Below are 25,081 nucleotides of genomic sequence, written 5' to 3'. Positions count from 1 at the left end.
CGGCCTCTTGGCCGGCCTAGAGGAAGCTTACGGGGTCCACATCCACCTGGACCCGCACGGCATTCGGCACTTCCACCCGGGACAGCCAGGCGCGCAGAAGGGGCTGTACCGCCACGTCCCGCCGCGCCTTCAGCAGCAGGCGGCGGCGATGGCGGCCGCGCAGCATCGCCAGCGGCGCGGGGGCGGGGCCGAGGACCTGGACCCCTTCCCCGCCCGGCGCTGCCAGACCGAGATCGCGGGCCACGCGGTCCGCGGCGCGCTCATCCTCGGAGGAGACGATCAGGGCAGCCAGGCGGCCGAAGGGCGGCCAGGCACCGGGGCGGCGGGCCTCGGCCTCCTCGGCCATGAACTGCTCCAGATTGCCGGAGACGAGCGCCTGCATCACGGGGTGCTCCGGATTCCAGGATTGCAGCAGGACGCGCCCGGGGCTTTCCGCTCGGCCGGCGCGGCCCGCCACCTGATGGAGAAGTTGGACCGTGCGCTCCGCCGCACGGAGGTCGCCCCCGGCCAGGCCGAGATCGGCATCCACCACTCCGACCAGCGTCAAATGCGCGAAGTGCCAGCCCTTTGCGACGATCTGAGTGCCGATCAGCAAGTCCACCTCGCGATCCTGGATCATGCGCGCGGCTTCGGCCGCCGCGGCGGGGCCGGGGATGGTATCGGAGGCCATGACCAGGCGGCGGGCATCCGGGAAGAGCACCGCAGCCTCCTCCTGCACACGCTCCACGCCCGGCCCGATGGCCGTCAGGCTGCCCTCGGCACCGCATTCCGGGCAGTGCTGCGGGATGGGCTCGGCATGGCCGCAATGGTGGCATTGCAGGCGGCGCTGGGCGCGGTGCTCCACCAGCCAGGCCGTGCAATTCGGGCAGCGGATCCGGTGGCCGCAGGTGCGGCACAGCGTCATCGGCGCATAGCCCCGGCGGTTCAGGAAGAGCATGGCCTGCTCCCCCCGGGCCAGGGTTTCCGTAATAGCCTCGATCAGCGGGGGGGAGATGAAGCGGCCGCGTTCCGGCGGAACCTTGCGGAGATCCAGCACCTCCACCTCCGGCAGCCCGGCGCTACCGTGGCGGCTGGGGAGGTTGACCGCGGAATAGCGGCCCTGCTCGGCATTGGTCAGGGTTTCCAGGCTGGGCGTTGCGGAGACGAGGACGCAGGTGGCCTGCGCCATGCGGGCGCGCACCACGGCCATGTCACGCGCGTGGTAAATGACGCCGTCCTCCTGCTTGAAGGCGGTCTCGTGCTCCTCGTCCACGATGATCAGGCCGAGATCCGGGAAGGGCAGGAAAAGGGCGGAACGGGCGCCGACCAGCACTCCCACTTCCCCATCCGCCACGGCGCGCCAGGTGGCGCGGCGCAGCCGGCCTGAAAGCTCCGAGTGCCAGAGGGCGGGAGGACAGCCGAAGCGCGCCTTGAAGCGGTCCAGCCATTGGGTGGAGAGGGCGATTTCCGGCAGCAGGACCAAAGCCTGCCGGCCCTGGCGCAGGCACTCGGCCACGGCGTCTAGATAGACCTCGGTCTTGCCGGAGCCGGTGACGCCCGCGAGCAGGGTAACGCCGAAGGCGCGCTTCGCCACCGAATCGCGCAGGACGGCAGCGGCCGCGGCCTGGTCGTCCAGCAAATTAGGGCCTGGATGAGCAGGGTCGGGCTGGGGGAAGCTGCGAGGGCGCGGCAGTAGGGCGGGCTCGATCAGCCCGGCATCGGCCATGCCGCGCAGCACGCCGGTCGAAACCTCGGCCTCATCGGCGATATCGGCGCCGGCGCGGGGCTCGCCGGGCTCCATGGCTTCCAGCACGCGGCGGCGTTGGACGGTCATCCGATAGCCGGGAGCCCCGGCCCGGGCCGCCTCTCCGGCTGGCGAGAGCTTCCAGCCGGCCTGCTGGCTTGGCGGTTCCAGCGCGGAAGGCACGCTCATCGCCATACGCAGCACGGCACCAGGCGGGGAAAGCGTATAGGCGGCCACCCATCCGACGAAACGGCGCAATGCCTCCTTCATCGGGGGCGCGGGCATGATGCCCAGGATGTCGCGCAGCCGGCCTTCGGGCAGAGTCGGGTCAGGTTCGCCATCCCAGACCACGCCGAGCATCTCGCGCCCTCCCAGAGGCACGGCGACGAAACTGCCCAGTTCCGGCAGGGGCGTGCCATTGGGAACGCGGTAGTCATAGGCCCCGCCCCCCGGGGTATCGAGCGGCAGGGGCAGCAGGACCCGGATACGGCGGACGGGCGGCCCCTTGGGCGCGGCGCCACGGCGCTTGCCCTTCACAGTGGCAGCCGGAGCGGAGACAAGACCATCCCCGAAGAGACCGCCGTCGAGGCTTGCCTGCTGGGCGCTGGACTCGCCTTCCGCCATTGCTATTGATCCACTTCCGAGATCCCTTGCCCCGCAGCGGCGCCGACCGCGCTTTCCAGGACCAAGATCATGAAATTCTTCGTGGACACCGCCGAGGTCTCCGAGATTCGCGCCCTCGCCGAGAGCGGGCTGCTCGACGGCGTCACCACCAACCCCTCCTTGATCGCCAAGTCCGGCCGGCCGATGGCGGAGGTCATCAAGGAGATCTGCGACATTACCCCCGGCCCGGTCAGCGCGGAGGTCACGGCCACGGATTACGACGGCATGATGCGTGAGGGCGAGTACCTCGGGCGGATCGCCCCCAATGTCGTCATCAAGCTGCCGCTGACCGAAGCCGGGCTGCGCGCATGCAAACATATGGTGAACAACGGGGTGATGGTCAACGTGACCCTGTGCTTCTCCGCGGCCCAGGCGCTGCTCGCGGGCAAGGCCGGCGCGACCTACATCTCCCCCTTCGTCGGGCGGCTGGACGATATCGGCCAGGACGGCATGCAGCTGATCGCCGACACCGTGCAGATCTATAAGAACTACGACGCCATCAAGACGGAGGTGCTGGTTGCCTCCATCCGCCATCCAATCCACCTGATCCAGGCCGCGAAGATGGGCGCGCATGTGGCCACCCTGCCGCCTGCGGTGATCAAGTCGCTCTACAAGCACCCCCTTACGGACCGCGGGCTCGAGAGCTTCCTGGCCGATTGGAGGAAGACCGGCCAGTCCATTCTCTGACGCAGCAGCAGGACATCGCTGTCAGTTTCAGGACGCCAGGGGCCGCAAGCCCCTGGCGTTCGGCTTTTCCGGCCCGGCTTTGGCCTTCGCCGCGCTTCCCCAAGCATCTTCCCTCTGCCTCCAGGCGTTGCTTGCGGATCGGAAACTGCGATCCGGAGTGGAGACGGAGCATGAGTGGCACCAGCGACGACGCGAAGAAGCCCGGCACCGAAGCGAAGCCCTCGGCCACGGACGAGACCCACACCGCTGGAGGAGCGCCAACCCGCAAGGCGCATGAGGATGCTGGTGACGGGGCGCTGGCCGGCTCGATTCCGGGTGGCCTCAGCTCCAGGGAGCTCCGCGAGTTGGCCGAGAGCGACAAGACGACCGAGAGCGGGACGAGCTGAGCTTTCGCTATCGCGGATGTGGAATGCGCGAAATGCATCGAGCTCTGTCGTGAAATAAAAGAGGTTCGGTATTAATTCACGCCGGTCCGTGCGAAACCGATCTCGCCCTCGCGCGCCGGGAGATCTCAGTGATGTCCGCAACCACCTTCGAGGCCGTGCCCCGGGCACCGCAGCCACCCGGCATCCAGACGGCAGCCGCCCTGGGCGCCGCCGTCCTGCTGGCCGGCGGCATGGCGCTGATCGGGCAACAGGTCCATGTCCGGCAGGCCGCCCTGTATCTGTTGGGCGCCGTGCTCGGCCTCGTCCTCTATCATGCCTCTTTCGGCTTCACCTCGGCTTGGCGGGTCTTCATCGCAGACCGGCGCGGAGCGGGACTGCGCGCCCAGATGGTGATGCTCGCCATCGCCGTCCTGCTCTTTTTCCCTGTGCTTTCGGCGGGCTCGCTGTTCGGGCAGCCTGTGCAGGGCCTGGTCTCGCCCGTTGGCGTCGGCATGGTGTTCGGCGCCTTCCTCTTCGGCATCGGCATGCAGCTTGGCGGCGGCTGCGCCTCGGGCACGCTTTACACGGCGGGCGGCGGCTCGGTCCGGATGGTGCTGACGCTTGTGGCCTTCATCTTCGGATCCACCCTGGGCGCAGCGCATCTGCATTGGTGGGCGGCCCTGCCCCATCTGCCACCGATCTCAATGGTCAGCGCCTGGGGCGTGCTGCCGGCGCTGCTGGTGAACCTTGCCCTCTTCGCCCTGATCGCGGGCCTGACGGTGGTGCTGGAGAAGCGCGAGCATGGCCGCCTGGTGCCCGGCACCGCCTCTCCGCGTTCCGGCCTGCCCCGCTTCCTACGTGGCCCCTGGCCGATGGTGGCGGGCGCCGTGGCGCTGGCGGTGCTGAACTTCGCCACCCTGGCCCTGTCGGGCCGGCCCTGGGGCATCACCTCGGCCTTCGCGCTCTGGGGTTCCAAGATTGCCCTGGCGTTGGGCTTCGACGTGGCGAGCTGGCCCTATTTCTCCGCGCCGGCCGCGCGGGCGGCGCTGGAGAACAGCGTGCTGAACGACGTCACCTCCGTGATGGATATCGGCATCATCGTCGGCGCGCTGTTGGCCGCGGCGCTGGCCGGGCGCTATGCGCCGAAGTTCCGCGTTCCCCTGCGCTCCGCCATTGCTGCGGTGGTCGGCGGCGTCATGCTCGGCTACGGCGCGCGGCTGGCCTATGGCTGCAATATCGGCGCCTATTTCTCCGGCATCGCCTCCGGCAGCCTGCATGGCTGGGTCTGGATGGTGGCGGCCTTCTTCGGCAACGTGCTGGGCACGCGGTTCCGGCCTTTCTTCGGGTTGGAGGTGGAGCGGGTGCCGCGGCAGAACGCCTGCTGACACCGATGCAGACCGATGCAGCATGCAGCCCCAGGGCGGTATGACCGGCCTGGGCGCTCCGCCCCCCGGTTGATCCGGGACTTCGCCGGGGCGCCATAACGCTGAGCGACTCCCGCATAGCGGTGCCCCGAAGTGAATGACGGCGGCACCCGTGCGGGTTCGGCGGGGCATTCGGCCCCGCCCCCTTGCCCCCGAAATCAATCCGGACTTGCTTTGATGCTTTCCCGTCGCGCCCTCATTGCCTCTCTCGCCGTGCTGAGCGCGACGGGATCTTCCTCCGCGAGATCGGAATCCTGGCCCCAACGGCCGCTCCGATGGATTGTCGGCTTCCCGCCGGGGGGCGGGCCGGACCTGCTCACCCGCATTCTGGCGCAGCGTCTCGAGGCCGAGCTGGGCCAATCCATTGTCGTGGAGAACCGCCCCGGCGCCGCCGGAAACATCGGCGCCGCGGCGATCGCGCGCGCCGTGCCGGATGGGCTGACTTTCGGGACGCTCTTCGCGGCGCCGCTCGCGGTCAACCGGCACATCTACCGCAGCATGCCCTTCGACCCGCTGCGCGACTTCACCCTGATCAGCGAGATCGCGCGCTTCCCGTCCCTGGTGCTGGTGCATCCCTCCGTCCCGGTTTCGAGCGTCGCCGAACTCGGCGAATGGATGCGGGCGCAGGCGGTGCCGCCGCTCTGCGCCACACCGGGTGCAGGCGTCATTCCCCACCTTGCCACGGAGATGCTGCTCCAGCGGCTGGGAACCCGCTGCGAACTGGTCCACTACCGCGGCAATCAGGAGGCGCTGCGCGACCTCATCGCCGGCCGCGTGCCCATGATGATCGACGGCTTCCCGACCGCCTTTCCCTTCATGCGCGACGGCCTCGTGCGGGCTGTCGCGATCAGCAGCGCCCAGCGCTCGCCCCTGGCGCCGGAGCTTCCGCTCGTCGCGGAAACCCTGCCGGGCTTCGAGGCATCATCCTGGCTGGCGGTCGGCGCGCCCGCAGGGCTGCCCGAGGTCATCGCCAAGAGGATGGAGGAAGCCGTGAGGACTGCTGCCCGCGACCCGGAGGTCGTGCGCCGCTTCGCTGAACTCGGCGCCGAGGCTGTCGGCTCCGGGCGGGCGGAAATTGCCACCCGCGCCGCGGCCGAGGACAAGCGCTGGGGCGAAGTGGCGCGCGCGGCCGGCGTCAGCGCGGACTGATGAGGGCTGCCTGGGACCCGGGCGCCAGCGGAAGGACCTGAAGGCGAGGTCTTCCGGAATGCTCAGGCGGTCACAGCCGCTAGCGAAGCCTTGACCGCCGCCTCCACCCGCAGCGCCGCGTCCAGCGCCGCCCGCCCGGCCGCGCCATCCGCCTCGACCGGCGCCCCATCCAGGCAGGCGGCGGCGAAGGCGGCGTGCTCGGCCTCCAGGCTGTCGCTCTCGGCCCAGGTGGCGTGGGAGATCCCGTAATCCGGGATCTGCTCCAGCGAGTCCCCCTCCCCCCGGCGGACCCAGCTCATCTCCCGCTTCAGGTGGTCGAGGTTTAGGTAGCCTGCATCGCCGAAGAGGCGCAGGCGGCGCTCCATATGCAGGGAGACACGGCTGGCGGTGATGGTGGCGGCGGCGCCATTGCCGAAGCGGAGCCGGGCATTCGCGATGTCAATGGTCGGGGAAGCGATGCTGGCACCCACCGCATCCACGCCGACCAGCGGACTGTTCGCCAGGGCCAGGGCCAGGTCCAGGTCGTGGATCATCAGGTCCAGCACCACCGAGACATCCAGGCTGCGGGGGCGGAAGGGGGCGATGCGGATCGCCTCCATATAGAGGGGGCGTCCGACCCGGGCGGCAAGGCCGCCTTCTGCCCGCAGCGCGCGCATGCCGCCGGAGAAGCGCTCGAGCTGGCCGACCTGAAGGACCACGTTCTTGGCCCGGGCCAGGGAGACGAGGTCGTCCGCCTGCTCCAGCGTGGCGGCAATGGGCTTTTCCACCAGCACATGCTTGCCGGCGGAGAGCGCGGCATGGGCCAGGCCGTGATGGAAGGCGGTGGGGGCGGCGACGATCACCGCGTCGGCCTTCGCGATCACTTCCTCCGCGGAAAGGGAGGGGCAGCCGGCCTCCCCGGCCACTGCGGCGGCGCGCTCCGGGTTGGCGTCATGCAGGCCGATGAAGTCGAAGCGCGGGCCCTTTGCGGCCTTCAGCGCGTGGAACCGGCCGAAATGCCCTGCTCCCAGGATGCCAAGACGAAGCCGCATGATGCCGATCCCCAGAAGAAACCGGGCGGGCTGTAGCAAAAAGCGACCAGGGTTGCATCGGGGGCGGCCGGGACGCATCTTCCGCCCCTTCCTGGCATATTGCCGAACTGCATCTTCTGAACCGAAGCATCTAAACTGACGGGGGGCCGCCCGGGCCATGTTGTACTTCGCGCGGTGGAAGGTCGCCGCGATCCTCGGCGTCATCGCCCTGGGGCTGCTTCTTTGCGTGCCAAACCTGGTGCCGCGCTCCGCCCTGCCCGATTGGGCGGCGCGGCAGATCTCGCTGGGCCTCGACCTGCGCGGCGGGTCCTACCTCCTGCTGGAGGTGGATATGAACGCCGTGGTGCGGGAACGGGTGGAGAGCCTGGTCGACGCCACCCGGACCAAGCTGCGCACCGCCAATATCGGTTACCTGAACCTGGCGGGCGACCCGAACAACCGCCGCCTCTCCCTGCGTGTGCGTGACCCGGCCCAGGCCGAGGCCGCCGCCGCGCAGCTGCGGGAACTGGCGATTCCGGTTCCCATCCGTGGCTCCGCCACCGGGGCGACCGAGCCGGACATCACCGTCGCCACCGCCCCCGACGGCACCGTGACCGCCACCCTGTCCGACGCCGCGCTCGTGGCGCGGGCCAGCGGCGCGGTGGAGCAGTCGCTGGAGATCGTGCGCCGCCGCATCGACGAGACCGGCGTGTCCGAGGCGCTGATTGCCCGCCAGGGGTCGAACCGTATCCTCGTGCAGCTTCCGGGCGTGGAGGATCCCAACCGGATCAAGGACCTGCTGGGCCGCACCGCCCGCATGACCTTCCACCTGCTGGACGAGAACGCGAATCCGAATGCGGGCACCGCCCCGCCGCCGGGCGTGCAGTTCCTTCCGGGCGAGGATCGCAACGGTGTAAATCCCGGCCGCTACGCCGTGCGCCGCCGCGTGGAGGTGGACGGAGCCAACCTGTCCGATGCCCGCGCGGGGCAGGACAGCCGCAACGGCGAATGGGTGGTGAACTTCACCTTCGACAGCGTCGGCACCCGCCGCTTCGCGGAGGTGACGCGCCAGAATGTCGGCCGCCCCTTCGCCATCGTGCTGGATGACAAGGTGATCACCGCCCCGGTGATCCGGGAGCCGATCGTCGGTGGCAGCGGCCAGATCAGCGGTAATTTCACCGTCCGCACCGCCAATGACCTCGCGGTGCTGCTGCGTGCCGGTGCCCTGCCCGCCCCGCTGACGGTGGTGGAGGAGCGGACGGTCGGGCCGGAGCTGGGCGCGGACGCGATCCGCGCGGGTATGCTCTCGCTTGCCGCCGGCGCGCTCTTTGTCTTCCTCTATATGGGCTTCGCCTACGGGCTGCTCGGCTGGTTCGCGAACGTCGCGCTGCTCGTGAACCTCATGCTGATGATGGCCGCGCTCTCGCTGCTGCAGGCGACGCTAACCCTGCCGGGCATCGCGGGCATCGTGCTGACCCTGGGCACGGCGCTGGACGCCAACATCCTGATCAATGAACGCATCCGCGAGGAGACCAAGGCGGGCCGCACGCCCATCCAGGCGCTGGAGGCCGGCTTCACCAAGGCCTCCGGCACGATCATGGACAGCAATCTGACCAATCTGATCGCCATGGCCTGCCTGTTCGCCTTCGGCTCCGGCCCGGTGAAGGGCTTCGCCGTCACGGTCGCCATCGGCACCATCGTGCAGATGTGGACCGCCACCACCCTCGTCCGCCTGCTCGTCTCCTGGTGGTACCGCGCGCGCCGCCCGCGCGAGCTGCCGGTCTGAGAAGGAAACCCATCATGTTCGGCTTCCTTCGCCGCCCCCTTTTCCGCCTGGTTCCCGACAACACCCAGATCCAATTCATGAAGGGCCGGATCGCGGGGCTCGTCGTTTCGGCGATCCTCTCCACGGCCTCGGTCGTGCTGGCCTTCCATCCCGGTCTGGAGCAGGGAATCGACTTCAAGGGCGGGATCATCATGGAGGCGCGCACGCCCTCCCCCGCCGATCTCGGCCAGCTTCGTGGCGCCGTCTCCGGACTCGGCCTGGGCGATGTCGGGCTACAGCAGTTCGGCGATGAATCCACTGTCCTGATCCGCCTGCCCGTTCAAGGTGAGGAGGCGGCGACGCAGCAGGCGGTCTCCCGCGTGCGCGGGGCGCTAGAGAGCGTGGCGCCGGGCACGCGCATCCTGCGGACGGAGGCGGTGGGCAACCGCGTCTCGGACGAGTTGTTCCGGGGCGGGCTGATCGCGCTGGCCATCTCGCTTGGCGCGATGCTGATCTACATCTGGGTGCGGTTTGAGTGGCAGTTCGCCGTCGGCGCCATCGCCACCCTGATCCTCGACACGACGAAGGTGGTGGGCTTCCTCGCCGTCACGCGGATCGAGTTCAACCTGACGACCATCGCCGCGATCCTGACGATCATCGGCTTCTCGGCCAACGACAAGGTCGTGGTCTATGACCGAATGCGGGAGAATCTGCGCAAGTTCAAGGCGATGCCGTTGCGGCAGCTGATCGACCGCTCGATCAACGAAACGTTGAACCGCACCCTTGGCACCTCCATGACGCTGTTCCTTTCGGCGCTGCCACTGGCGCTCTTCGGCGGTGACACGCTGGCAGGTTTCGCCTGGGTGATGCTGTTCGGCATCGTCGTCTCCGCCTCCTCCTCCATCTTCATCGCGGCGCCGATCCTGCTCTTCCTCGGCGAACGCCGGCTGCGGCGCGGGACGGAGGCGCCGGCCAAGCCGGCCACGCCGAAGCCCGCGGCCCACACGGGGGCTCCAGTCGCGAGGCCACGCGGGTGATCCCCCGGCGCGCCCTTCTCGGCAGCCTGCCCCTGGCCTTGGCCGGTGGGCATGCCGCCCGGGCGCAGATTGCGGCTCCCTACATCCCGCCCACATCGCGGCCACGCAGCATCACGCTGCTGGTCGGCGCGGCGGGCGGCAGCAGCGCCGATCTCTGGGTCCGAGGCTTCGCTCCCTTCCTGGAGCGGCACATGAAGGAGGTGCAGGTCTCGGTCGTGAACCGGGTCGGCGAAGGCGGGCTGGCGGTGATGCGCGATCTGGCCGGCGCCGCGACGGATGGCTCGGTCCTGGCCTATGCCGCGACCCCATTCATCATTGCGCGAATGGTGGAGCGGCATGCGACCGGCCTGCTTGATCGGCTGCGCTTCCTTGGCGCCGTGACGGAAGAACCCGTGGCACTGGTGGCCCCACCGGGCACGGAGCTGGAAACGCTGCGCGCCGGTGGCGACGGGCGCCCCCTGGCCCTGCCGCCTCCGGTGAGCGCCGCCGCCATCGTAGGGGCTGAGTTAGGCACCCTGCTGCCCATGGAGCAACTTCACTTCCCCTCCGCGGCGGCGGCCCGCCAGGCGGCCGTGGCCGGGAATGCAGCAGCCGCGCTGCTGACGGTCTCGGAATGCTTTATCTCCATTCGCGAGAACAAACTGGCGGTGCTCGGAATCGCGGCCTCCGACCGGCACCCGCAGCTTCCCGACGCGCCGACCTTCCGTGAGTCCGACCTTCCACTGGAGGGTGCGCTGCGCCGCGGTATCGCCGTTCCTTCCGGCACGACCCCTACCATGGCGGCAAAAATCACCCGGGCCCTGACCGCCGCGGCCGCCGACCCGGAGTTCCTGGCCCAGGCTGAGGCTCGACTCATCCTGCCGCATTTCCGGAGCGAGGCGGACTGGAAGACGCTGATCGGAGAGGACTTGCTGACCCTGCGCAACCGCTGGGAAACCTCGCCCTGGCAGGTCATCGGAGGCTAGCCACTCTCCTTACGCGGCTCCGGCTTGGCGGGTTGCGGATACAGACCCTAATGTTGCTATTCCGTAGAGATGGCAGGCCCCATCCGTGTCCGTGGAACCGGTTCATGACGGTGGGGCCCACTCTCCCCAGCACCGCCAGGAGGGCGAGCTCCTCGCTGTTCTGCGCGACCCTCATCTTCTTTCCCTGATCCAGAACGGGCTGCGCTGGATCGGCGCGCCGCCCGCACGCCCCGTGCCGCTCGCAGAGGCCATGGCGCGGCTCGTCGGCCCGGGAAGACCACTGCTCGGCCTGATCTGCGAACCCCATCCCGGTTTGCCTGGCTGGCAGGTGTTGCGGGAGGCCGCTCAGGACCCGTTCAACCCGATCCAGGTCCTGGTTATTGACCGGGATGGGCTGCCGGACCGACCGACGGAACTGCTGACCGCCCTACGCCGCCTGACGGGCCGCCACGATCCCAGCGAGGCGGAGGAGGTTGCGGCGCTGCGCCTGGGCCTGGCGCGCGGCGAGGTAGAGATGCGCTACCAGCCTATCGTCCGGATCGCCGACCGCCAGCCAGTTGGTGTGGAAGGGCTGGTGCGCTGGTTGCGCCCTGACGGACGCCTCGGCACGACGCCGATGAGCCCGGACTCCTTCGTGCCGATGGCGGAGCGCTGCGGGCTGGCCCTGGCCCTGACCCGCGCCGTTGGGCGAATAGCCGCCGCCGATATGCGGGCCCTGCGCCCTGGCCTCGCCCTGCCGGTTTCGATCAACCTGCCACTGGAGGTGCTGCTGCGGCGGGATACGGGCCTCTGGCTTGAAAGTCTGTGCCGGGAGGAGCGCCTGCGGCCAGCGACCATCGGGATCGAGCTGACCGAGACCACGCCGGTGCGCGATCCGCTGGCGCTACGCCGCGCCCTGATCCGGCTGCGGCAGGCGGGCCACCCTGTCTGGATCGACGATATGAGCCTGGCGGAGAACCGGGACATCCTGCTGGATCTGCCTTTTACGGGGCTGAAGCTCGACCGCTTCCTGATCAGTGCTCTCGTTCGCAGCCGCCGTGCGCGGGCAGAGATGGAACGGCTCGTGACCATCGCCCACCAGCGGGGCATGCTCGTGACAGCAGAGGGCGTTAGCGGCGCCGGCATCTGGCAAGCACTGGCCTGGGCCGGTGTGGACCACGCCCAGGGCTATGCGGTGGGCCGCCCTCTACCGGCCGCAGCGCTGCCCGCCTGGATGGCGGCCTGGCGCGGCGCGCGGCGGCTCGAGGGAGGCTGATGGAAGGCCTGTGGGCTGAGGCTTCCCGGAGCCGTTACCTCATAGGCCGCAGCACGTGGGTCAGGCATAGACCTCGCGATACAGCGCTATGATTTCGGCGGCGTCGGGCACGCGCGGGTTGTTGGCGGGGCTGCCGGAGGCGAGGGCCTGGGCGGCCATGGTCTCCAGTAGCCCGTCCCATTTCGCGGCCTCAATGCCATAGGCGGCGGGGGTGGGAACCTTCAGCTCGCGGTTCAGGGCTTCCAGTTCCTCCACCAGGCGAGTGGCGGCGGACTGGTCGTCCTCCGCTTCCGAGGCCAGGCCCATGACGCGCGCGGCCTCGGCATAGCGCGGCAGGGCGGCGTTCAGGCCGAAGCGCGTGACCGCGGGCAGCAGCATGGCGTTGGACAGGCCGTGCGGCACGTGGAAATGCGCGCCGATGGGGCGCGACATGCCATGCACCAGCGCGACAGAGGCGTTGGAGAAGGCGAGGCCCGCCAGGGTCGCGCCACGCATCATCGCCTCGCGCGCTTCCTCATCACGGGCACCGCCGGTGTTCGCGGCATCTGCATAGGCACGGCGCAGATTGGGCGCGATCAGCCGCATGGCGATGCGGGCGAAATCGTCGCTGAAGGGGTTGGCCTTCTGGCTGACGAAGGCCTCCAACGCATGGGTCAGGCTGTCGATGCCGGTATCGGCCACCGTGCGGGGCGGGACGGTCCAGGTGAGCTGGTGATCCACGATGGCGGCCAGCGGCAGGGCGCCGAGGCCGGCGATCAGCATCTTCTCGTCGTTCGTCGTGTCGGTGATGACGGTGAAGCGCGTCGCCTCACTCCCCGTACCAGCGGTCGTAGGAATGCAGATGATAGGCACGGCGCCCTGATTGGCCTGGGCGGGCACCTTGAGGGCGCGGATATGCGTGCCCTCCGGCGCCGCGGCGAGGATGGCGATGGCCTTCGCCGTGTCCATCGGGCTGCCGCCGCCGAAGCCGATCAGGCAGTCATAGTCACCGGCCCGGAAGGCCCGCACGCCGGCTTCGACCACGGTGTCCGTGGGATCGGGCACGGTTTCGGAAAAGACGGCGGGGGCGAGCCCGGCCCCGCGCAGCGGGGCCAAGCCGCGATCCACGGTGCCCGAGGAGACCATCCAGGGATCGGTCACCACCAGGGGGCGGGAGAGGCCGAATTGGGCCAGGACCTCGGCAATTTTCGTGACGGCGCCGCCACCGGAGAGGATCAGGCGCGGAGCGAGGAGCGAGACGATCATGGACGCGTTCCCGATTGCTTTGGAACGCATCCTGAGACCTGGAGCGGCGGACGCAAGGCCGGGCCTGGGCCGCTCCGCGAAATTCAGCGCGGGATGAGGGCCGCGGCCTCGCGGTCGCCCGCACGGTCGCTTTCGGCCAAGCCCTGGGCCACGCCGGCGCGATCCGCCTCATTGCGGTTCTGACTCATCTTGCGCTTGCCTTCCAGCCGCGCAATCGGCAGGCGCAGGCCGACGATGCCGCGGAGCTGGGCGCGGATGAAATCCTCGGGCGCGTCGGTCACGGCCTAGGGCTCGGCGCGCGGGGCCTCGTGCAGGTTGGTCAGGCGGGTCACAACCTCCAGCAGGCGGTCGGGCTCCTCAAAGAACTCGACCGGGCCATAGGCATGGACCGCGACGTAGTTCCAGGTGGGCACGACCTTCCCGGTTTCCCGCTTCGTCGCGTACCAGGCGGGGGTGATGTAGGCGTCAGGCCCCATGAAGAGCGCCATGGCCTCGCCGATGGGTGGCGTCTTCCATTGCGGATTGGCGCGGGCCAGATGGCCGTAGAGGGTGCCGAAAGGCCCCTCCTCCGCATTGAGGAAGAGGGGCAGCGGCGTGGCGACCGGGCCATTCGCCGTGGCTGTGACGAAATTGGACAGGCGCGCTGCGCGCATCATCCCGTGAAGCGCGGGCAGGTCGTCTTCGCGGAAGGCTGCTGGGATGTACATGGCGCCCGCTTCATGGCCTGGATCCGCGGGCGCCCGCAACAACCGCGGGAATAGACGCGGCAGCGGGACGGGGGAATTCCGTCAGCCCACCGCGGCCGGTACCACGCGCGAGGCACGGGCGGCGGCATAAGCGGCCAGGCGGCGGGCGGCCACGGGAGCCACGCCCGCCCCGGCCTCCGCATCGAAGCGCGGGAGGTCCTCGGCGAAGTGACAGGCGCTGGTATGGCCCGGTGCGATCTCGCGCAGCGATGGATCCTGTTCCCGGCATATCGGCTGGGCCAGGGGACAGCGCGTGTGGAAGCGGCAGCCGGGCGGCACGTTCAGCGGGCTGGGCAGATCGCCGCCCAAGGGCGTGACCTGGCCACGGCGTGAGGGGTCCGGGCGTGGAATCGCGCGGAGAAGTGCGCGCGTATAGGGATGGCGCGGATCGGAGAAGAGCGTGTGCTTGGGCGCCACCTCGACGATGCGGCCGAGATACATCACCGCCACGCGGTCAGCGACATGCTTCACCACCGCGAGGTCATGCGCGATGAAGAGGTAGGATAGGCCAAGCCGTTGCTGCAGATCGCCCAGCAGGTTCACCACCTGCGCCTGGATGGAAACGTCCAGCGCGGAAACTGGCTCGTCGCAGACCACCACCTCCGGCTCCACGGCGAGCGCGCGGGCGATGCCGATGCGCTGGCGTTGGCCGCCGGAGAATTCATGCGGGTACCGGTCAGCATGAAAGGCGCGCAGCCCGGTCAGGCGCAGCAGTTCCTGCACGCGCGCCCGGCGGGAGGCGGCGTCGCCGATGCCATGCACCGCCATCGGCTCGGCGATCGCATCCGCCACCGTCAGACGCGGGTTGAGGCTGGCATAGGGATCCTGGAAGACGATCTGGAGGTGCCGGCGCAAGGCACGCAGCTTCGCGCCGCCCACTTTCGTGACATCCTCCCCCTTGAAGCGGACAGCCCCGGAGGAGGGCTCGATCAGCCGCATGACGAGGCGCGCGGTGGTGGACTTGCCGCAGCCGCTTTCCCCCACCAGCGCCAGGGTCTCGCCGCGATGAAGGCGGAAGGAGACGCCATCCACCGCCCGCACGGCGCCGACTTGGCGCGCGATAACCAGGCCCTTTCTCACGGGGTAATGCTTGGTGATGTCGATCGCTTCGAGAAGAGGTGCTTCGGTCATGCGGCGACATCCACGGCAAGTTCGACCGGCGCGCGGATGCAGGCGGCGCGGTGGCCGGGGGAGAGTTCGCGCAAGGGCGGGTCGATCTCCGTGCAGGCGCGGATGGCGAAGGGGCAGCGCGGGTTGAAGCGGCACCCCCTGGGGAAAGCGAAGGGCGGCGGCACGCTGCCCTCGATGGAGAGGAGGCGCTCGCGGTCTTCCTCGATGCGCGGAACGCTGCCGAGCAGGCCGATCGTGTAGGGGTGTTGCGGATCCTCAAAAATATCCTTCGCGGTGCCGCGCTCCACGACGCGCCCGGCATACATCACCGCCACCTCATCCGCCATTTCCGCGACGACGCCGAGGTCATGGGTGATGAGAATGACGGACATGCCCGTCTCGGCCTGAAGGTCGCGCAGCAGGTCGAGGATCTGGGCCTGCACCGTCACATCCAGCGCGGTGGTTGGCTCATCCGCGATCAGCAGGCGCGGGCGGCAGGCCAGGGCCATGGCGATCATCACGCGCTGGCGCATGCCGCCTGAGAGCTGGTGCGGATATTCCGCGAAGCGCCGCTCCGGCGAGGGAATGCGGACACGGCGCAGTGCCTCAATGGCACGGTCGCGCAGTTCGGCAGCGCTGGCCTTCGGGTCATGGGCGCGCATCGCCTCGACCAGCTGATTGCCGATGCTGTGCACCGGGTTCAGCGAAGTCATGGGCTCCTGGAAGATCATGGCGATCTCGGCGCCGCGTACGGCCCGCATCTCAGCAGGGGAAAGGACGGCGAGGTCACGCCCTTCCAGCACTACATTTCCCTGCGCGATCCGCCCGGGTTGCGGAACAAGGCGCATGATGGAGAGCGACAGCATGGACTTGCCGCAACCGCTCTCCCCGACGATGCCGAGCGTCCTCCCGCGCGGCACATCGAGAGTCACACCATCGACTGCCGCAATGTCGCCATTGCTGCTGCGAAAGACAGTGCGGAGATCCTGGATCCGCAGGAGCGCATCGGTGCTCATGCCCAGGGGAAGCTCGGCGGGCTGATCTTCTCGACAGGGCGATGCGCCCAGTCCTGGGACGGCGCCCGATCCAGGATGCGCTTCTGCGCCTCGTGAAGATGGGCGGCGGCCTGCTCGTAATCCATGGTCAGCACCATGCCGTCCTTCACAACGAGTTGGCCATCGACATAGACATCCCGCAGCGCGCGGTCGCCGGCGGCATAGACCAGGCTTCGCATGGGATCGCGACCCGGGCGCATCATCGGGTGTTCCGCATTCACCAGCACGATATCGGCCCGGCAGCCAGCAGCGAGGCGGCCGATATCGTCGCGCCCCAGGGCCTTCGCGCCGCCGATAGTGGCGGCATCGAAAATCTCGGTGGTGGTAACGGCGCGCGGGTCGGTGGCCTGTGTGCGGGCGAGATAGCCGACCAGCCGCATCTCATCGAGCATGTTATGCGGATAAGTGTCCGTGCCCAGGCCCATATTCACGCCACGGCGCTTGTAGCGGCCGAAATTCTTCAGGGTGATGCCGCGCCGCGCGAAAACAGTGGGGCAATGAGCGACGGTGGTGCCCGTCTCGGCCAGCCGATCGAGATCCGTGTTGGTGTGCCACTGGGTCGAGGGATGATCGTCCAGGAAGATGCCGTGGCCGATGATTGCGCGGTCGTTCAACAGGCCCATGGAGTCCAGCCAGCCGATTGGCGTGTAGCCATGGCGGCGGGTGATCTCATGGAACTCCACCACGGATTGCGCGGCATGGATCTGCCAGGACAGGCCGCGCGCCTTGGCTTCCTCGCTGCTCTCGCGCAGCAGTCCCGGGGCGCAGGTGTCGATCTGGGCGGGCACGACCATACCGAACAGACGGCCGCTTTCATGCTGCTCCGCACGGTCAATGAGGGACAGGGCCTCGGCCATGGCCTTCTCACCGGCGGCCTCATCCCACTCATACTCCACGGCATGGCCGTTCTTCGTGTACCAGCGTGCCGATTTGAACATGGGCGCGATGCAGACGCGCATGCCGGATTCCGCCAGAAGGTCCAGCCAGCCCGGATGCGCCATGGAGAGATCGGCGACGGTGGTCACGCCGGAGAGCAGCAACTCGCTCAGCGCCACGCGCACGCAGTGGGGCACCGCTTCCGCATCGGCACGGAAGATCGGCATGTATTCGTAGAGCGAGGAATTGTAGAGGCCGGGAGAGCCGATCTCATCGATCAGCCCCTTGTTCATCGGCTCCGATGACGGGTGGGAGTGGATGTTCACCAGCCCCGGCATGACCATCAGCCCGCGCCCGGCGATCTCCTCCTCCGCCGGACCGGTATAGGCGCGGCCGACATAGGTGATCGTGCCGCCCTGGAAGGCGACATCGGCATTCGTCAGATAGACATGCTGCTTTGCCGACGGATCCCAGGCGACGACGATGTCGGCGTCGCGGATCACGGTGGTGGTCATGGCTCGTCCCCCGAAAGATGGCGGGTGGCCGCCCCAGGCGGCCACCCTTGTTGCGCCTATCGCGTCAGGCGGATGTCGAGGCCCTTATAGAGCGGCACGCCGTAGATGCCGTGCGGCCGCACACCCTCTACGCGCTGGGAGGAGGCAACCCACATCGGCGTGCGGATCATCGGGATCCAGACATTCGCCTCGGCCAGCCGGCGTTGCAGCTTTCCGATCGCCTCGGCACGCGCCGCGGGATCAATGGCCTTCTTTGCCTGGTCGAGCAGTGCGTCGGTCTCCGGATCGTTCCAGTTCATCCGGTTCGGCGTCGGCCGATTGGCGGAGGAGAAGTACAGCGACAATGCGTCGGTGGCGGAGACATAGGGATAGCTGATCGTGAAGGCGTCGAATTCCTGCGTCGCCAGCTTGCCCCAGCCAACCGTCGCGTCCCAGAGCTGTACGCGCAACTCGATGCCGATGCGGCGAAGATCGGCCTGCACGGCTTGCAGCATGCTGCTGTTAACCTGCTGCTGCAGGCCATAGATCAGGATGGAGGCGCGCTGCCCGTCCTTCACGCGGACACCGTCCGATCCCATCGCCCAGCCGGCCTCGTCGAGCACCTTCTTGGCCTCGTCCGGATTGTAGCGCGGGATCATCCGCCCCGCCTCCGGGTCTGCGTCCAACGCGGCCGGGTTGATCATCTCCGTTGCCGGGGCGCCCTGGCCGAAGGTGACGGCGCGGGTGATGGCCTCCTTGTTGACGGCGAGGTTCGCGGCGCGGCGGATGGCCGGATCGCTGGTCACCGAGTGGTTCACGCGGAAGCCGATGAAGATGTCATAGAAGTAGATTGGCTGCTGCTGCATCCGCACGGTCGGCACACGCTTGAGCACGTCGACGGCGAAATACGGGATCGAGCCGCCGCCAATCACGTCGCCCTGCCCCGACTGGATGGCGGCAATGCGCGTGTTTGCCTCGGGGATCACGCGCAGGATCACGCGGCCAACCTGCGGCGAGGGATTGTTGTAGATCGGCGGCCCCCAGTTATAGCCCTCATGCTTCGTCAGGACCATTTCCTGGCGCGGCGTCCAGCTTGCCCAGCAGAAGGGGCCGGTGCCGTTGAAGCCCTGCACGCCGAAATTCTCGCCGAGCTTCTCGACAGTGGCCTGGTCGATGATGACCGCGAAATACTGCGTCAGCTGGTAGAGCAGTTCGCTGTAGGGCTCCTTCAGCTTGTACTCGACGGTGTAGTCGTCCACCGCGCGCACGGATTCGATCTGGCCGGCGCGGTAGCGCACCGGGCTGCGCGTCGCGGGATCAGCCCAGCGAGTGAAAGTATAGGCGACATCCTTCGCCGTCATCGGCTTGCCGTCACAGAAGGTGACGTTGCGGCGGAGGTGGAAAGTGTAGGTCTTACCGTCCGGGCTGACCTCCCAGCGCTCGGCCAGGCCAGGACGGATGGTCCTCTGGTCCCAGTCCATGGAGACAAGCGTGTCGCCCAGCATGAACAGCGCCTCGCCGGCGGCGGTGGCGGCGGAGCGCTGCGGGTCGTAGCGGTCCGCATCGATCTCGCGCAGCACCACCAGCGTGTCGCGCGGTGCGGCCTGCGCCATGGCCTCGGCCCCCGGCAGCAGCGCCGACGCCGCCAGCAGCATGCCGCCCCAAAACGTCCTCATCATCGCCCCCTTCTGTTGTTCAGACGCGCAACTTCGGATCGAGCGCGTCGCGCAGCGCGTCGCCAAGCAAGTTGAAGACCAGCACCGTCACGAAGATCGCCACCGACGGGATGATGGCGATATGCGGCGCGAAGAACAGGAAATTGCGGCCCTCCGCGGCCATTGCTCCCAGCTCCGCGGTCGGGGGCTGGGCCCCAAGGCCGAGGAAGGAAAGCGCCGATCCCAGCAGGATCACCTGCCCGAAGCGCAGCGTGGCGAAGACGAAGATGGAGGAGAGGCAGTTGGGCGCGACATGGCGCAGGATGATGCGGGCATCCGACATGCCGGTGGCACGCGCCGCCTCGATATAATCCAGTGCCATGATGGCGAGCGCCGACCCGCGGACAATGCGCGCCATCAGCGGAATGGTGGCAACGGCCAGTGCCAGCACCACAGCCGGGATGCCCGGGCCAAAGATGGCGGCCAGCGCCAGCCCGAAGAGGATGGCGGGGAAGGAGAGCATCACGTCCATCAGCCGCATCAGCAGCCCATCCAGCCGCCGGTAGAAGGCCGCCGCGAAGCCCACCGCCGCGCCGAGGCCGCCGCCCAGCAGCACGGAGGCGAGCCCCATCAGCAGGGTGAGCCGCAGTCCGTACAAGGTACGCGTCACCATGTCCCGTCCCTGCGCATCGGCCCCCAGCGGCAGTCCAGGAGTGCCGGGCGCCGCCATGGCCTGAGCCAGGTCGTTGTCGAAGGGATCGGTGGGCGACAGCACGGGCGCGAGGATCGCGGCCAGGATGATCAGGGCCGCCAGCGCGAGGGCGGCGGCAGCCACCGGCTCCCGCACCAGCCGCCCGAAGGTACCCGGGCGCTTCGGCGGCGCGGCCTCTGCCACCAGGGGTGGGCTTTCAATCGTGGCGCTCATGCGGTCCGCATCCGCGGGTCGAGGGCGGCATAGAGCACGTCCACCACCAGGTTGATGATGATGAAGCCAAGCGAGAGCACGATGATCGTGCCCTGCGCCATTGGGAAATCAGCAGACAGAATGGCACCCACCGCCAGCCGCCCGACGCCGGGCCAGGAGAAGACGGTTTCCGTCACCACCGCGCCGCCTAGCAGAAAGCCGATCTGGAGGCCGATCAGCGTAACCACGGGAATCAGAGCGTTGCGCAGCGCATGGCGGGTGACGACGCGAAATTCGCCCAGACCCTTCGCGCGGGCGGTGCGGACATGCTCCACGCCCAGCACGTCCAGCACGGCGGTGCGGGTCATGCGCGCCACCGGCCCAATGAAGGAGCCGCCCAGCGCCAGGGCCGGAAGGATGATCGCCGTCAGCCCTTCCTTGGTCCAGATCGGGCCCGCGCGGCCAGTGAAGGGCAGGAGCTGGAGCTGGAAGCCCACATACCAGATCAGCAGCAGCCCGAGGAAAAAGACGGGAATAGAGCCACCAGCCACGGCGAGGGCCGTGATGATCCGGTCCAGGAACCGGCCGCGCCAATAGGCACCGATGGTGCCGAGCGCGATGCCGATCGGGATGGACCAGATCAGGCTGGCGAACATCAGCTCCAGCGTCGGGCCGATCGTGTTCCCGAGTTCCTGCACCACCGGCACGTTGTTGATGATGGAGACGCCCAGATCCCCATGCAGCAGGCGCCAGAGATAGATGCCGAACTGCTCGTAGAGCGGCCGGTCCAGGCCCATGTCGCGGCGGATCGCCTCCACCACATCGGGCGTGGCCGAGGGACCGGCGCGCACCATGGCCGGATCACTCGGCACCACCTGCATCAGCAGGAAACCCACCAGCACCACCCCGAGGAGCACGGGGATGGCCATCAGCAAACGCTGGACGGCGTGACGGCCCATCCTGTCAGGCCGCCGCGGCGCGCAGGATGCCGTGCCGGTCGAAGATCGGCTCGCCACCCCGCAGGGTCAGGTCAGCCTCGGTGGAGAACAACTCCTCCGGCGTGATGGCGAAGATGTCCTTCGAAAGGATGGCAAGATCGGCCAGCATGCCCGGCTCCAGCGTACCGCGGCGGGTCTCAGCGAACTGGGAATAGGCGCCGCACCAGGTGTAGCAATGCACGGCCTGTTCCATGGTCAGCGCCTCATCCGGCCCCAGCACCGTGCCCTTGTTCGTCTTGCGGGTCACCATGGTGAAAAGATTGCCGAAGGGATCCACCGAGGAGACCGGGCAGTCCGAGGAAGCGGCGGGGTTGTGCCCCTCCTCCAGCCAAGTCCGCATGGGATAGGCGGCCTCGGTGCGCTCCAGGCCCAGATTCTTCACGTAGAGATCACCGAACTCGTACATGAAGACCGGCTGAGGCACGGGGATGATGCCGTTGGCCTTCATCCGCCGGCGCTGATCGGCGTTCAGGAAGCCGCAATGCTCGATGCGGTGGCGGCGGCCGGCGAGCGGCGCATCCCCCTCCCCGGCCTTCTCCATGCCCACCAGCACCTGCTCGATGGCGGCATCGCCAATGGCGTGGATATCCAACTGCCAGCCTTGGCGGTGATACAGCGCCAGCAGCCGGTGCATCGCCTCGTCGGGGAAGCAGAAGATGCCGGTGCCGCCGCCCGCGCTGGCCAGATAAGGATCGAAGAAGGCGGCTGTCAGGCCACCCGCCGAGCCATCGCCGAACACCTTCACGGCGCCCCAGGCCAGCATGTCGTCGGTGTGGTCGGGGCGCAGCCCCTCGTTCCAGGCGGCCTCGGCGATGCCCTCGGGATTGCCGGCCAGCACCTGCCACATGCGCTGCATCAGCCGCCCCTCGGCCAGGGCGCGGCGATAGGCGGCGATCTCGTGCAGCCCGGCGGTCATGCCGACATTCATGTCGCTGGCGGTCGCGAAGCCGCGCGCGGCCAGGTCACGTCCGGCCGCCTCGATCGCGCCCACCATGTGGTCCTCGGAGGGCAAGGGCATCGCATCGATGATCAGCCGCTTGGCGCGCTCCATGAACAGGCCGGTGAGCTGCCCGTTCTTCCGCTCGATGGCCCCGCCCTCGGGGTCCGGCGTGTTGTGGCCGACGCCCGCCGCCTTCATCGCGGCGCTGTTCGCCACGCCCATATGGCCGCAGGTGCGAACGATATAGACGGGGTTGTCGGGGGAAACGCGATCCAGCTCCGCCGCGGTCGGATGGCGGCCGATATCCAGCTCGCCATGGTCATAGCCACGGCCGAGCACCCAGGCACCCTTCGGCGCCTTCTTCGCCGCCTCACCGATACGGCGCAGCACCTCGTCCAGCGTCCTCACCTGCTCAGCCCGCAGGTTCACCTGGCTCAGGCCCAGCCCATAGGGCAGCAGATGCATATGGGCCTCGTTGAAGGCCGGGATCGCCACCCGGCCCCCGAGATCCACCCGCTTCGTCCCGGCGGGGGCTGCGCCCTCCACCTCATCCTTCGTGCCGACGGCCGCGACGCGCCCCTCCGCGATCAGAAGGGCTTCCGCGAAACCTCCGGCAAGGCCGCGAAAAATGCGGCCGCCGGAGAGGAGGAGGGCTTCGCTCAAGACCGCCAGTCCCGGCCCTGACCCTCGATCAGCGAGAGCGCGGATTCCCAGGCGAACTGTGCATGAGACAGGGTGTGCGGGCCGTTGAACTGGTTCGCGGTCTTCACCCGCACCTCCTCGGGCGGGAGCACCAGCTCGCAGCCGCCGGCCAGCGCCGCGACCTGCGCCTGGCAGGCGCGCTCCAGGTAATAGATCTGGCCCCAGGCCTCCGGGATGGTCCGGCCCGCGACCAGCAGGCCGTGGTTCTGCAGGATCATCGCCTTGTTGGTCGGGCCGAGATCCTTGATCAGCCGCTCGCGCTCATCCAGGTCCAGCGCGATGCCCTCATAGCCGTGATAGGAGAGGTGGCCGTAGAACTTCAGCGCGTGCTGGCTGATCGGCAGCAGCCCGTGCTTCTGGGCGGAAACGGCGATGCCGGCGGAGGTATGGGTGTGCACCACGCACATCAGATCCTCCCGCGCCATGTGGATGGCGGAGTGGATGGTGAAGCCGGCGGCGTTCACCTTGCGCGACTGCGGCTCGTCCTCCAGCACGTTGCCTTCCAGGTCGATCTTCACCAGGTCGGTCGCGCACATATCCCCGAACATCACGCCATAGCGGTTGATCAGGAAGTGGTGCTCCGGGCCGGGAATGCGGGCGGAGATGTGGGTGTAGATCAGGTCCGTCCAGCGGTGATGCGCCACCAGCCGGTAGAGCGCCGCGAGGTCGCAGCGGATCTGCCACTCCTCCGGCGACATGCCGGCGGGGGCCTGGCCATCGGGACGCAGGGCAACATTCATCGGGGGATCCTCCGTGGGCGGATCGTTCCTTCCGGGAGCCCCATGCGTCAACCCGGTTATCGGAACGCGCAGCCCGATCTGGCGCGGCCGGCGCCCAAATGACAAGCACGATGCCGCCCCGCCGGGCGCCTCATGCCCCCGTGGCGGTCCCCCTCACCGCCGCAGGGCCAGTCTTTCTGGCGGCGCACCGACCGGCTGGGCCGCGAAACCGGAACGGACTTCTTCGGGCCAGGGACAGACCCGGCGGGTCGTGAGGTCCACGCAGAGGAAGAGCAGTTCGCAGCGCGCGCTCTCGAATCCCGCCTCGGCATGGAAGAGACGGTGGCGGATCAGCAGGCGCTTGGCGTCGTGGGCGAGCACTTCGCTCTCGGCCGAAAGCGGATCGTCCAGCCGGACCTCGCGCCTGTAGGCCACCCAGTTCTCGGCGGCGAAGGTGCCAAGATGTCTCGCGCGGAATCCCTCGCCCAAGCCGAGCGAAGGCCAAAGGGCGTCGGTCGCCATGTCGAAGACATGGACATAGGGGGCCAGGTTCATATGGCCGTAATGGTCGACCCATTCCGGGCGGACGCGACACAGTTCTGAGCGTCTTGTATTCACTGGATCTGCTTCAATCACGTCGGTGGACTTTCCCACACTCTCACCGCCACACGCCTCCTGCTAGCAGCCGCAGAAAGCTTCGGCGCGCCTTTCCGGTCCGCTGACCGAGGCGCCCTCCAAGCGCCACCGCATCCCCGTTCAGGGCGCAAGCGTTCTCCTGCTTGCCTTCTTCCTCCCTCCGGACCCCAGCCGATGAGACGCATGCATCGCAATCTCGGAACCGTGCCCCTTCTCGCGCTCGTATCCCTGATTGCGGGGTGCGCACCGACAGCGACGGTGGAGGCCTTTGACCAGCGGATCGGCACATATGTCGGACACCCCGAAGCCGAGGTGATCAGTGGGCTGGGTGTGCCAAACCGTACCTATGACGACCCAAGTGGCCGGCGGCTTCTGCAATATGACTTCGTCAGTCCGGCCTCAGGCCCTTCGGTGGTGCCAACCTTGGGCCTGGGGTTCGGAAGCTTCGGCGGAGGTGTAGGCATCGGAACCGGCCTGGGGCTGGGGTTCGGCAGCTTTGGGCAGCCTGCTCTTTTAGACTGCTCGGTGATCTTCGAAATCCGGGACGGGCGCGTTCAATCGTTTAGCCGGCGTGGCGAGGGCTGCACCGCACCTGTTTTGTCCTGATCGCGCCGGAAGCTCCCTCCACCTGTTGCACGCCTCGCAACACCCCGATCGAGGAGCACGCCCCCCACGCGACAGAGGCCAGAGGCTGCAGGGCGTGAGCCGATGAACAGGGCCAGGCGAGATGGCCCGTTGCGGGCAGAAACGGGCGGGAAAGCGGCTCCGCAGGTTCTGCCCACCAGGGCGCAAGCTCCGAATCTCACTCTCTGGCCAACTGGACTGCGGCGCCCGAATCGGGTGGAACGGCAACCTTCTCACAGATTGTTGCAATCTCGCCGCTTCCCGCCATCACCACCCCTGCGTGTAGTATTGATCAAGCCACAACCGTGGAAGCGGAGGCGTCGGTGCAGCAACT

General features: G+C 68.4%; 23 protein-coding genes. 9 read left to right on the top strand and 14 right to left on the bottom strand.

Annotated features, from left to right (window positions below; genetic code table 11):
- Positions 1 to 16 precede the first annotated feature (16 nt).
- Positions 17 to 2,347, bottom strand: a complete 2,331-nt coding sequence (locus ACO1BU_RS02405; protein ID WP_424134301.1) for a primosomal protein N' — start codon at positions 2,345 to 2,347, stop codon at positions 17 to 19.
- A gap of 69 nt (positions 2,348 to 2,416) precedes the next feature.
- Here ACO1BU_RS02405 and fsa point away from each other — a divergent pair, with 69 nt between their 5' ends.
- The 4 genes from fsa (at position 2,417) to ACO1BU_RS02385 (ending at position 6,011) form a co-directional block, all read left to right on the top strand.
- Entirely contained in the window at positions 2,417 to 3,073 is a 657-nt protein-coding gene (gene fsa / locus ACO1BU_RS02400; protein ID WP_424134300.1) for a fructose-6-phosphate aldolase, read from the top strand.
- 170 nt (positions 3,074 to 3,243) lie between these two features.
- The gene (locus tag ACO1BU_RS02395) at positions 3,244 to 3,459 is read left to right on the top strand and encodes a hypothetical protein (RefSeq protein ID WP_424134299.1); all 216 of its coding nucleotides are present in this window, start codon (positions 3,244 to 3,246) and stop codon (positions 3,457 to 3,459) included.
- 131 nt (positions 3,460 to 3,590) lie between these two features.
- Positions 3,591 to 4,823: a YeeE/YedE family protein gene (locus tag ACO1BU_RS02390; protein WP_424134298.1), complete on the top strand. Its 1,233-nt coding sequence runs from the start codon at positions 3,591 to 3,593 to the stop codon at positions 4,821 to 4,823.
- A gap of 216 nt (positions 4,824 to 5,039) precedes the next feature.
- Positions 5,040 to 6,011: a Bug family tripartite tricarboxylate transporter substrate binding protein gene (locus tag ACO1BU_RS02385; protein ID WP_424134297.1), complete on the top strand. Its 972-nt coding sequence runs from the start codon at positions 5,040 to 5,042 to the stop codon at positions 6,009 to 6,011.
- A gap of 62 nt (positions 6,012 to 6,073) precedes the next feature.
- Here ACO1BU_RS02385 and ACO1BU_RS02380 read toward each other — a convergent pair whose 3' ends face one another.
- A complete protein-coding gene (locus ACO1BU_RS02380) occupies positions 6,074 to 7,042 on the bottom strand; it encodes a Gfo/Idh/MocA family protein (RefSeq protein WP_424134296.1) in 969 nt (322 codons plus the stop codon).
- 157 nt (positions 7,043 to 7,199) lie between these two features.
- Between ACO1BU_RS02380 and secD the strand changes: the two genes are divergently transcribed.
- The 4 genes from secD (at position 7,200) to ACO1BU_RS02360 (ending at position 12,043) form a co-directional block, all read left to right on the top strand.
- The gene (gene secD, locus ACO1BU_RS02375) at positions 7,200 to 8,807 is read left to right on the top strand and encodes a protein translocase subunit SecD (protein WP_424134295.1); all 1,608 of its coding nucleotides are present in this window, start codon (positions 7,200 to 7,202) and stop codon (positions 8,805 to 8,807) included.
- A gap of 14 nt (positions 8,808 to 8,821) precedes the next feature.
- On the top strand, positions 8,822 to 9,823 hold the full coding sequence (gene secF, locus ACO1BU_RS02370) for a protein translocase subunit SecF (protein ID WP_424134294.1): 1,002 nt from the start codon (positions 8,822 to 8,824) through the stop codon (positions 9,821 to 9,823).
- Positions 9,820 to 10,788, top strand: coding sequence for a tripartite tricarboxylate transporter substrate-binding protein (locus ACO1BU_RS02365; protein ID WP_424134293.1), 969 nt, complete (start codon positions 9,820 to 9,822; stop codon positions 10,786 to 10,788). Before secF ends, ACO1BU_RS02365 begins: the two co-directional genes overlap by 4 nt.
- 85 nt (positions 10,789 to 10,873) lie before the next feature.
- A complete protein-coding gene (locus tag ACO1BU_RS02360; RefSeq protein ID WP_424134292.1) occupies positions 10,874 to 12,043 on the top strand; it encodes an EAL domain-containing protein in 1,170 nt (389 codons plus the stop codon).
- A 60-nt stretch (positions 12,044 to 12,103) separates the two neighbouring features.
- Here ACO1BU_RS02360 and ACO1BU_RS02355 read toward each other — a convergent pair whose 3' ends face one another.
- The 12 genes from ACO1BU_RS02355 to ACO1BU_RS02300 form a co-directional block, all read right to left on the bottom strand.
- Positions 12,104 to 13,288 carry an iron-containing alcohol dehydrogenase gene (locus ACO1BU_RS02355; protein WP_424134291.1) on the bottom strand — a complete coding sequence of 395 codons (1,185 nt, stop codon included), beginning with the start codon at positions 13,286 to 13,288 and terminating at the stop codon, positions 12,104 to 12,106.
- 83 nt (positions 13,289 to 13,371) lie between these two features.
- Positions 13,372 to 13,569 carry a hypothetical protein gene (locus ACO1BU_RS02350; RefSeq protein ID WP_424134290.1) on the bottom strand — a complete coding sequence of 66 codons (198 nt, stop codon included), beginning with the start codon at positions 13,567 to 13,569 and terminating at the stop codon, positions 13,372 to 13,374.
- Between the two features lie 3 nt (positions 13,570 to 13,572).
- Positions 13,573 to 13,995 (bottom strand): FMN-binding negative transcriptional regulator, encoded by a 423-nt coding sequence (locus ACO1BU_RS02345; RefSeq protein WP_424134289.1) that lies wholly within the window; start codon positions 13,993 to 13,995, stop codon positions 13,573 to 13,575.
- 81 nt (positions 13,996 to 14,076) lie between these two features.
- Positions 14,077 to 15,165, bottom strand: coding sequence for an ABC transporter ATP-binding protein (locus ACO1BU_RS02340; RefSeq protein ID WP_424134288.1), 1,089 nt, complete (start codon positions 15,163 to 15,165; stop codon positions 14,077 to 14,079).
- A complete protein-coding gene (locus ACO1BU_RS02335) occupies positions 15,162 to 16,160 on the bottom strand; it encodes an ABC transporter ATP-binding protein (RefSeq protein WP_424134287.1) in 999 nt (332 codons plus the stop codon). Before ACO1BU_RS02335 ends, ACO1BU_RS02340 begins: the two co-directional genes overlap by 4 nt.
- Positions 16,157 to 17,590, bottom strand: coding sequence for an amidohydrolase family protein (locus tag ACO1BU_RS02330; protein WP_424134286.1), 1,434 nt, complete (start codon positions 17,588 to 17,590; stop codon positions 16,157 to 16,159). Before ACO1BU_RS02330 ends, ACO1BU_RS02335 begins: the two co-directional genes overlap by 4 nt.
- Before the next feature lie 56 nt (positions 17,591 to 17,646).
- The gene (locus tag ACO1BU_RS02325; protein ID WP_424134285.1) at positions 17,647 to 19,248 is read right to left on the bottom strand and encodes an ABC transporter substrate-binding protein; all 1,602 of its coding nucleotides are present in this window, start codon (positions 19,246 to 19,248) and stop codon (positions 17,647 to 17,649) included.
- A 16-nt stretch (positions 19,249 to 19,264) separates the two neighbouring features.
- Positions 19,265 to 20,149: an ABC transporter permease gene (locus ACO1BU_RS02320; protein ID WP_424134284.1), complete on the bottom strand. Its 885-nt coding sequence runs from the start codon at positions 20,147 to 20,149 to the stop codon at positions 19,265 to 19,267.
- Entirely contained in the window at positions 20,146 to 21,087 is a 942-nt protein-coding gene (locus ACO1BU_RS02315; protein ID WP_424134283.1) for an ABC transporter permease, read from the bottom strand. Before ACO1BU_RS02315 ends, ACO1BU_RS02320 begins: the two co-directional genes overlap by 4 nt.
- Before the next feature lie 4 nt (positions 21,088 to 21,091).
- Entirely contained in the window at positions 21,092 to 22,729 is a 1,638-nt protein-coding gene (locus ACO1BU_RS02310; RefSeq protein ID WP_424134282.1) for an amidohydrolase, read from the bottom strand.
- Positions 22,726 to 23,508 (bottom strand): class II aldolase/adducin family protein, encoded by a 783-nt coding sequence (locus ACO1BU_RS02305; protein WP_424134281.1) that lies wholly within the window; start codon positions 23,506 to 23,508, stop codon positions 22,726 to 22,728. Before ACO1BU_RS02305 ends, ACO1BU_RS02310 begins: the two co-directional genes overlap by 4 nt.
- A gap of 153 nt (positions 23,509 to 23,661) precedes the next feature.
- Positions 23,662 to 24,105, bottom strand: coding sequence for an acyl-CoA thioesterase (locus ACO1BU_RS02300; protein ID WP_424134280.1), 444 nt, complete (start codon positions 24,103 to 24,105; stop codon positions 23,662 to 23,664).
- 201 nt (positions 24,106 to 24,306) lie between these two features.
- Here ACO1BU_RS02300 and ACO1BU_RS02295 point away from each other — a divergent pair, with 201 nt between their 5' ends.
- Complete coding sequence (locus ACO1BU_RS02295) at positions 24,307 to 24,729, top strand: hypothetical protein (protein WP_424134279.1); 423 nt, start codon at positions 24,307 to 24,309, stop codon at positions 24,727 to 24,729.
- Positions 24,730 to 25,081 lie beyond the last annotated feature (352 nt).

The sequence above is a fragment of the Roseomonas chloroacetimidivorans genome (assembly GCF_049629625.1).
In the GTDB taxonomy this organism is placed as follows: Bacteria; Pseudomonadota; Alphaproteobacteria; order Acetobacterales; family Acetobacteraceae; genus Roseomonas; species Roseomonas chloroacetimidivorans.
This window is presented reverse-complemented; position numbering and strand designations above follow the sequence as displayed.

Bases quoted from the DNA above. Each gene is read 5' to 3' on its own strand.
- ACO1BU_RS02405 (WP_424134301.1), bottom strand. From the start codon at position 2,347: ATGGCGGAAGGCGAGTCCAGCGCCCAGCAGGCAAGCCTCGACGGCGGT.
- fsa (WP_424134300.1), top strand. From the start codon at position 2,417: ATGAAATTCTTCGTGGACACCGCCGAGGTCTCCGAGATTCGCGCCCTC.
- ACO1BU_RS02395 (WP_424134299.1), top strand. From the start codon at position 3,244: ATGAGTGGCACCAGCGACGACGCGAAGAAGCCCGGCACCGAAGCGAAG.
- ACO1BU_RS02390 (WP_424134298.1), top strand. From the start codon at position 3,591: ATGTCCGCAACCACCTTCGAGGCCGTGCCCCGGGCACCGCAGCCACCC.
- ACO1BU_RS02385 (WP_424134297.1), top strand. From the start codon at position 5,040: ATGCTTTCCCGTCGCGCCCTCATTGCCTCTCTCGCCGTGCTGAGCGCG.
- ACO1BU_RS02380 (WP_424134296.1), bottom strand. From the start codon at position 7,042: ATGCGGCTTCGTCTTGGCATCCTGGGAGCAGGGCATTTCGGCCGGTTC.
- secD (WP_424134295.1), top strand. From the start codon at position 7,200: ATGTTGTACTTCGCGCGGTGGAAGGTCGCCGCGATCCTCGGCGTCATC.
- secF (WP_424134294.1), top strand. From the start codon at position 8,822: ATGTTCGGCTTCCTTCGCCGCCCCCTTTTCCGCCTGGTTCCCGACAAC.
- ACO1BU_RS02355 (WP_424134291.1), bottom strand. From the start codon at position 13,288: ATGATCGTCTCGCTCCTCGCTCCGCGCCTGATCCTCTCCGGTGGCGGC.
- ACO1BU_RS02345 (WP_424134289.1), bottom strand. From the start codon at position 13,995: ATGTACATCCCAGCAGCCTTCCGCGAAGACGACCTGCCCGCGCTTCAC.
- ACO1BU_RS02340 (WP_424134288.1), bottom strand. From the start codon at position 15,165: ATGACCGAAGCACCTCTTCTCGAAGCGATCGACATCACCAAGCATTAC.
- ACO1BU_RS02335 (WP_424134287.1), bottom strand. From the start codon at position 16,160: ATGAGCACCGATGCGCTCCTGCGGATCCAGGATCTCCGCACTGTCTTT.
- ACO1BU_RS02330 (WP_424134286.1), bottom strand. From the start codon at position 17,590: ATGACCACCACCGTGATCCGCGACGCCGACATCGTCGTCGCCTGGGAT.
- ACO1BU_RS02325 (WP_424134285.1), bottom strand. From the start codon at position 19,248: ATGATGAGGACGTTTTGGGGCGGCATGCTGCTGGCGGCGTCGGCGCTG.
- ACO1BU_RS02320 (WP_424134284.1), bottom strand. From the start codon at position 20,149: ATGAGCGCCACGATTGAAAGCCCACCCCTGGTGGCAGAGGCCGCGCCG.
- ACO1BU_RS02315 (WP_424134283.1), bottom strand. From the start codon at position 21,087: ATGGGCCGTCACGCCGTCCAGCGTTTGCTGATGGCCATCCCCGTGCTC.
- ACO1BU_RS02305 (WP_424134281.1), bottom strand. From the start codon at position 23,508: ATGAATGTTGCCCTGCGTCCCGATGGCCAGGCCCCCGCCGGCATGTCG.
- ACO1BU_RS02295 (WP_424134279.1), top strand. From the start codon at position 24,307: ATGCATCGCAATCTCGGAACCGTGCCCCTTCTCGCGCTCGTATCCCTG.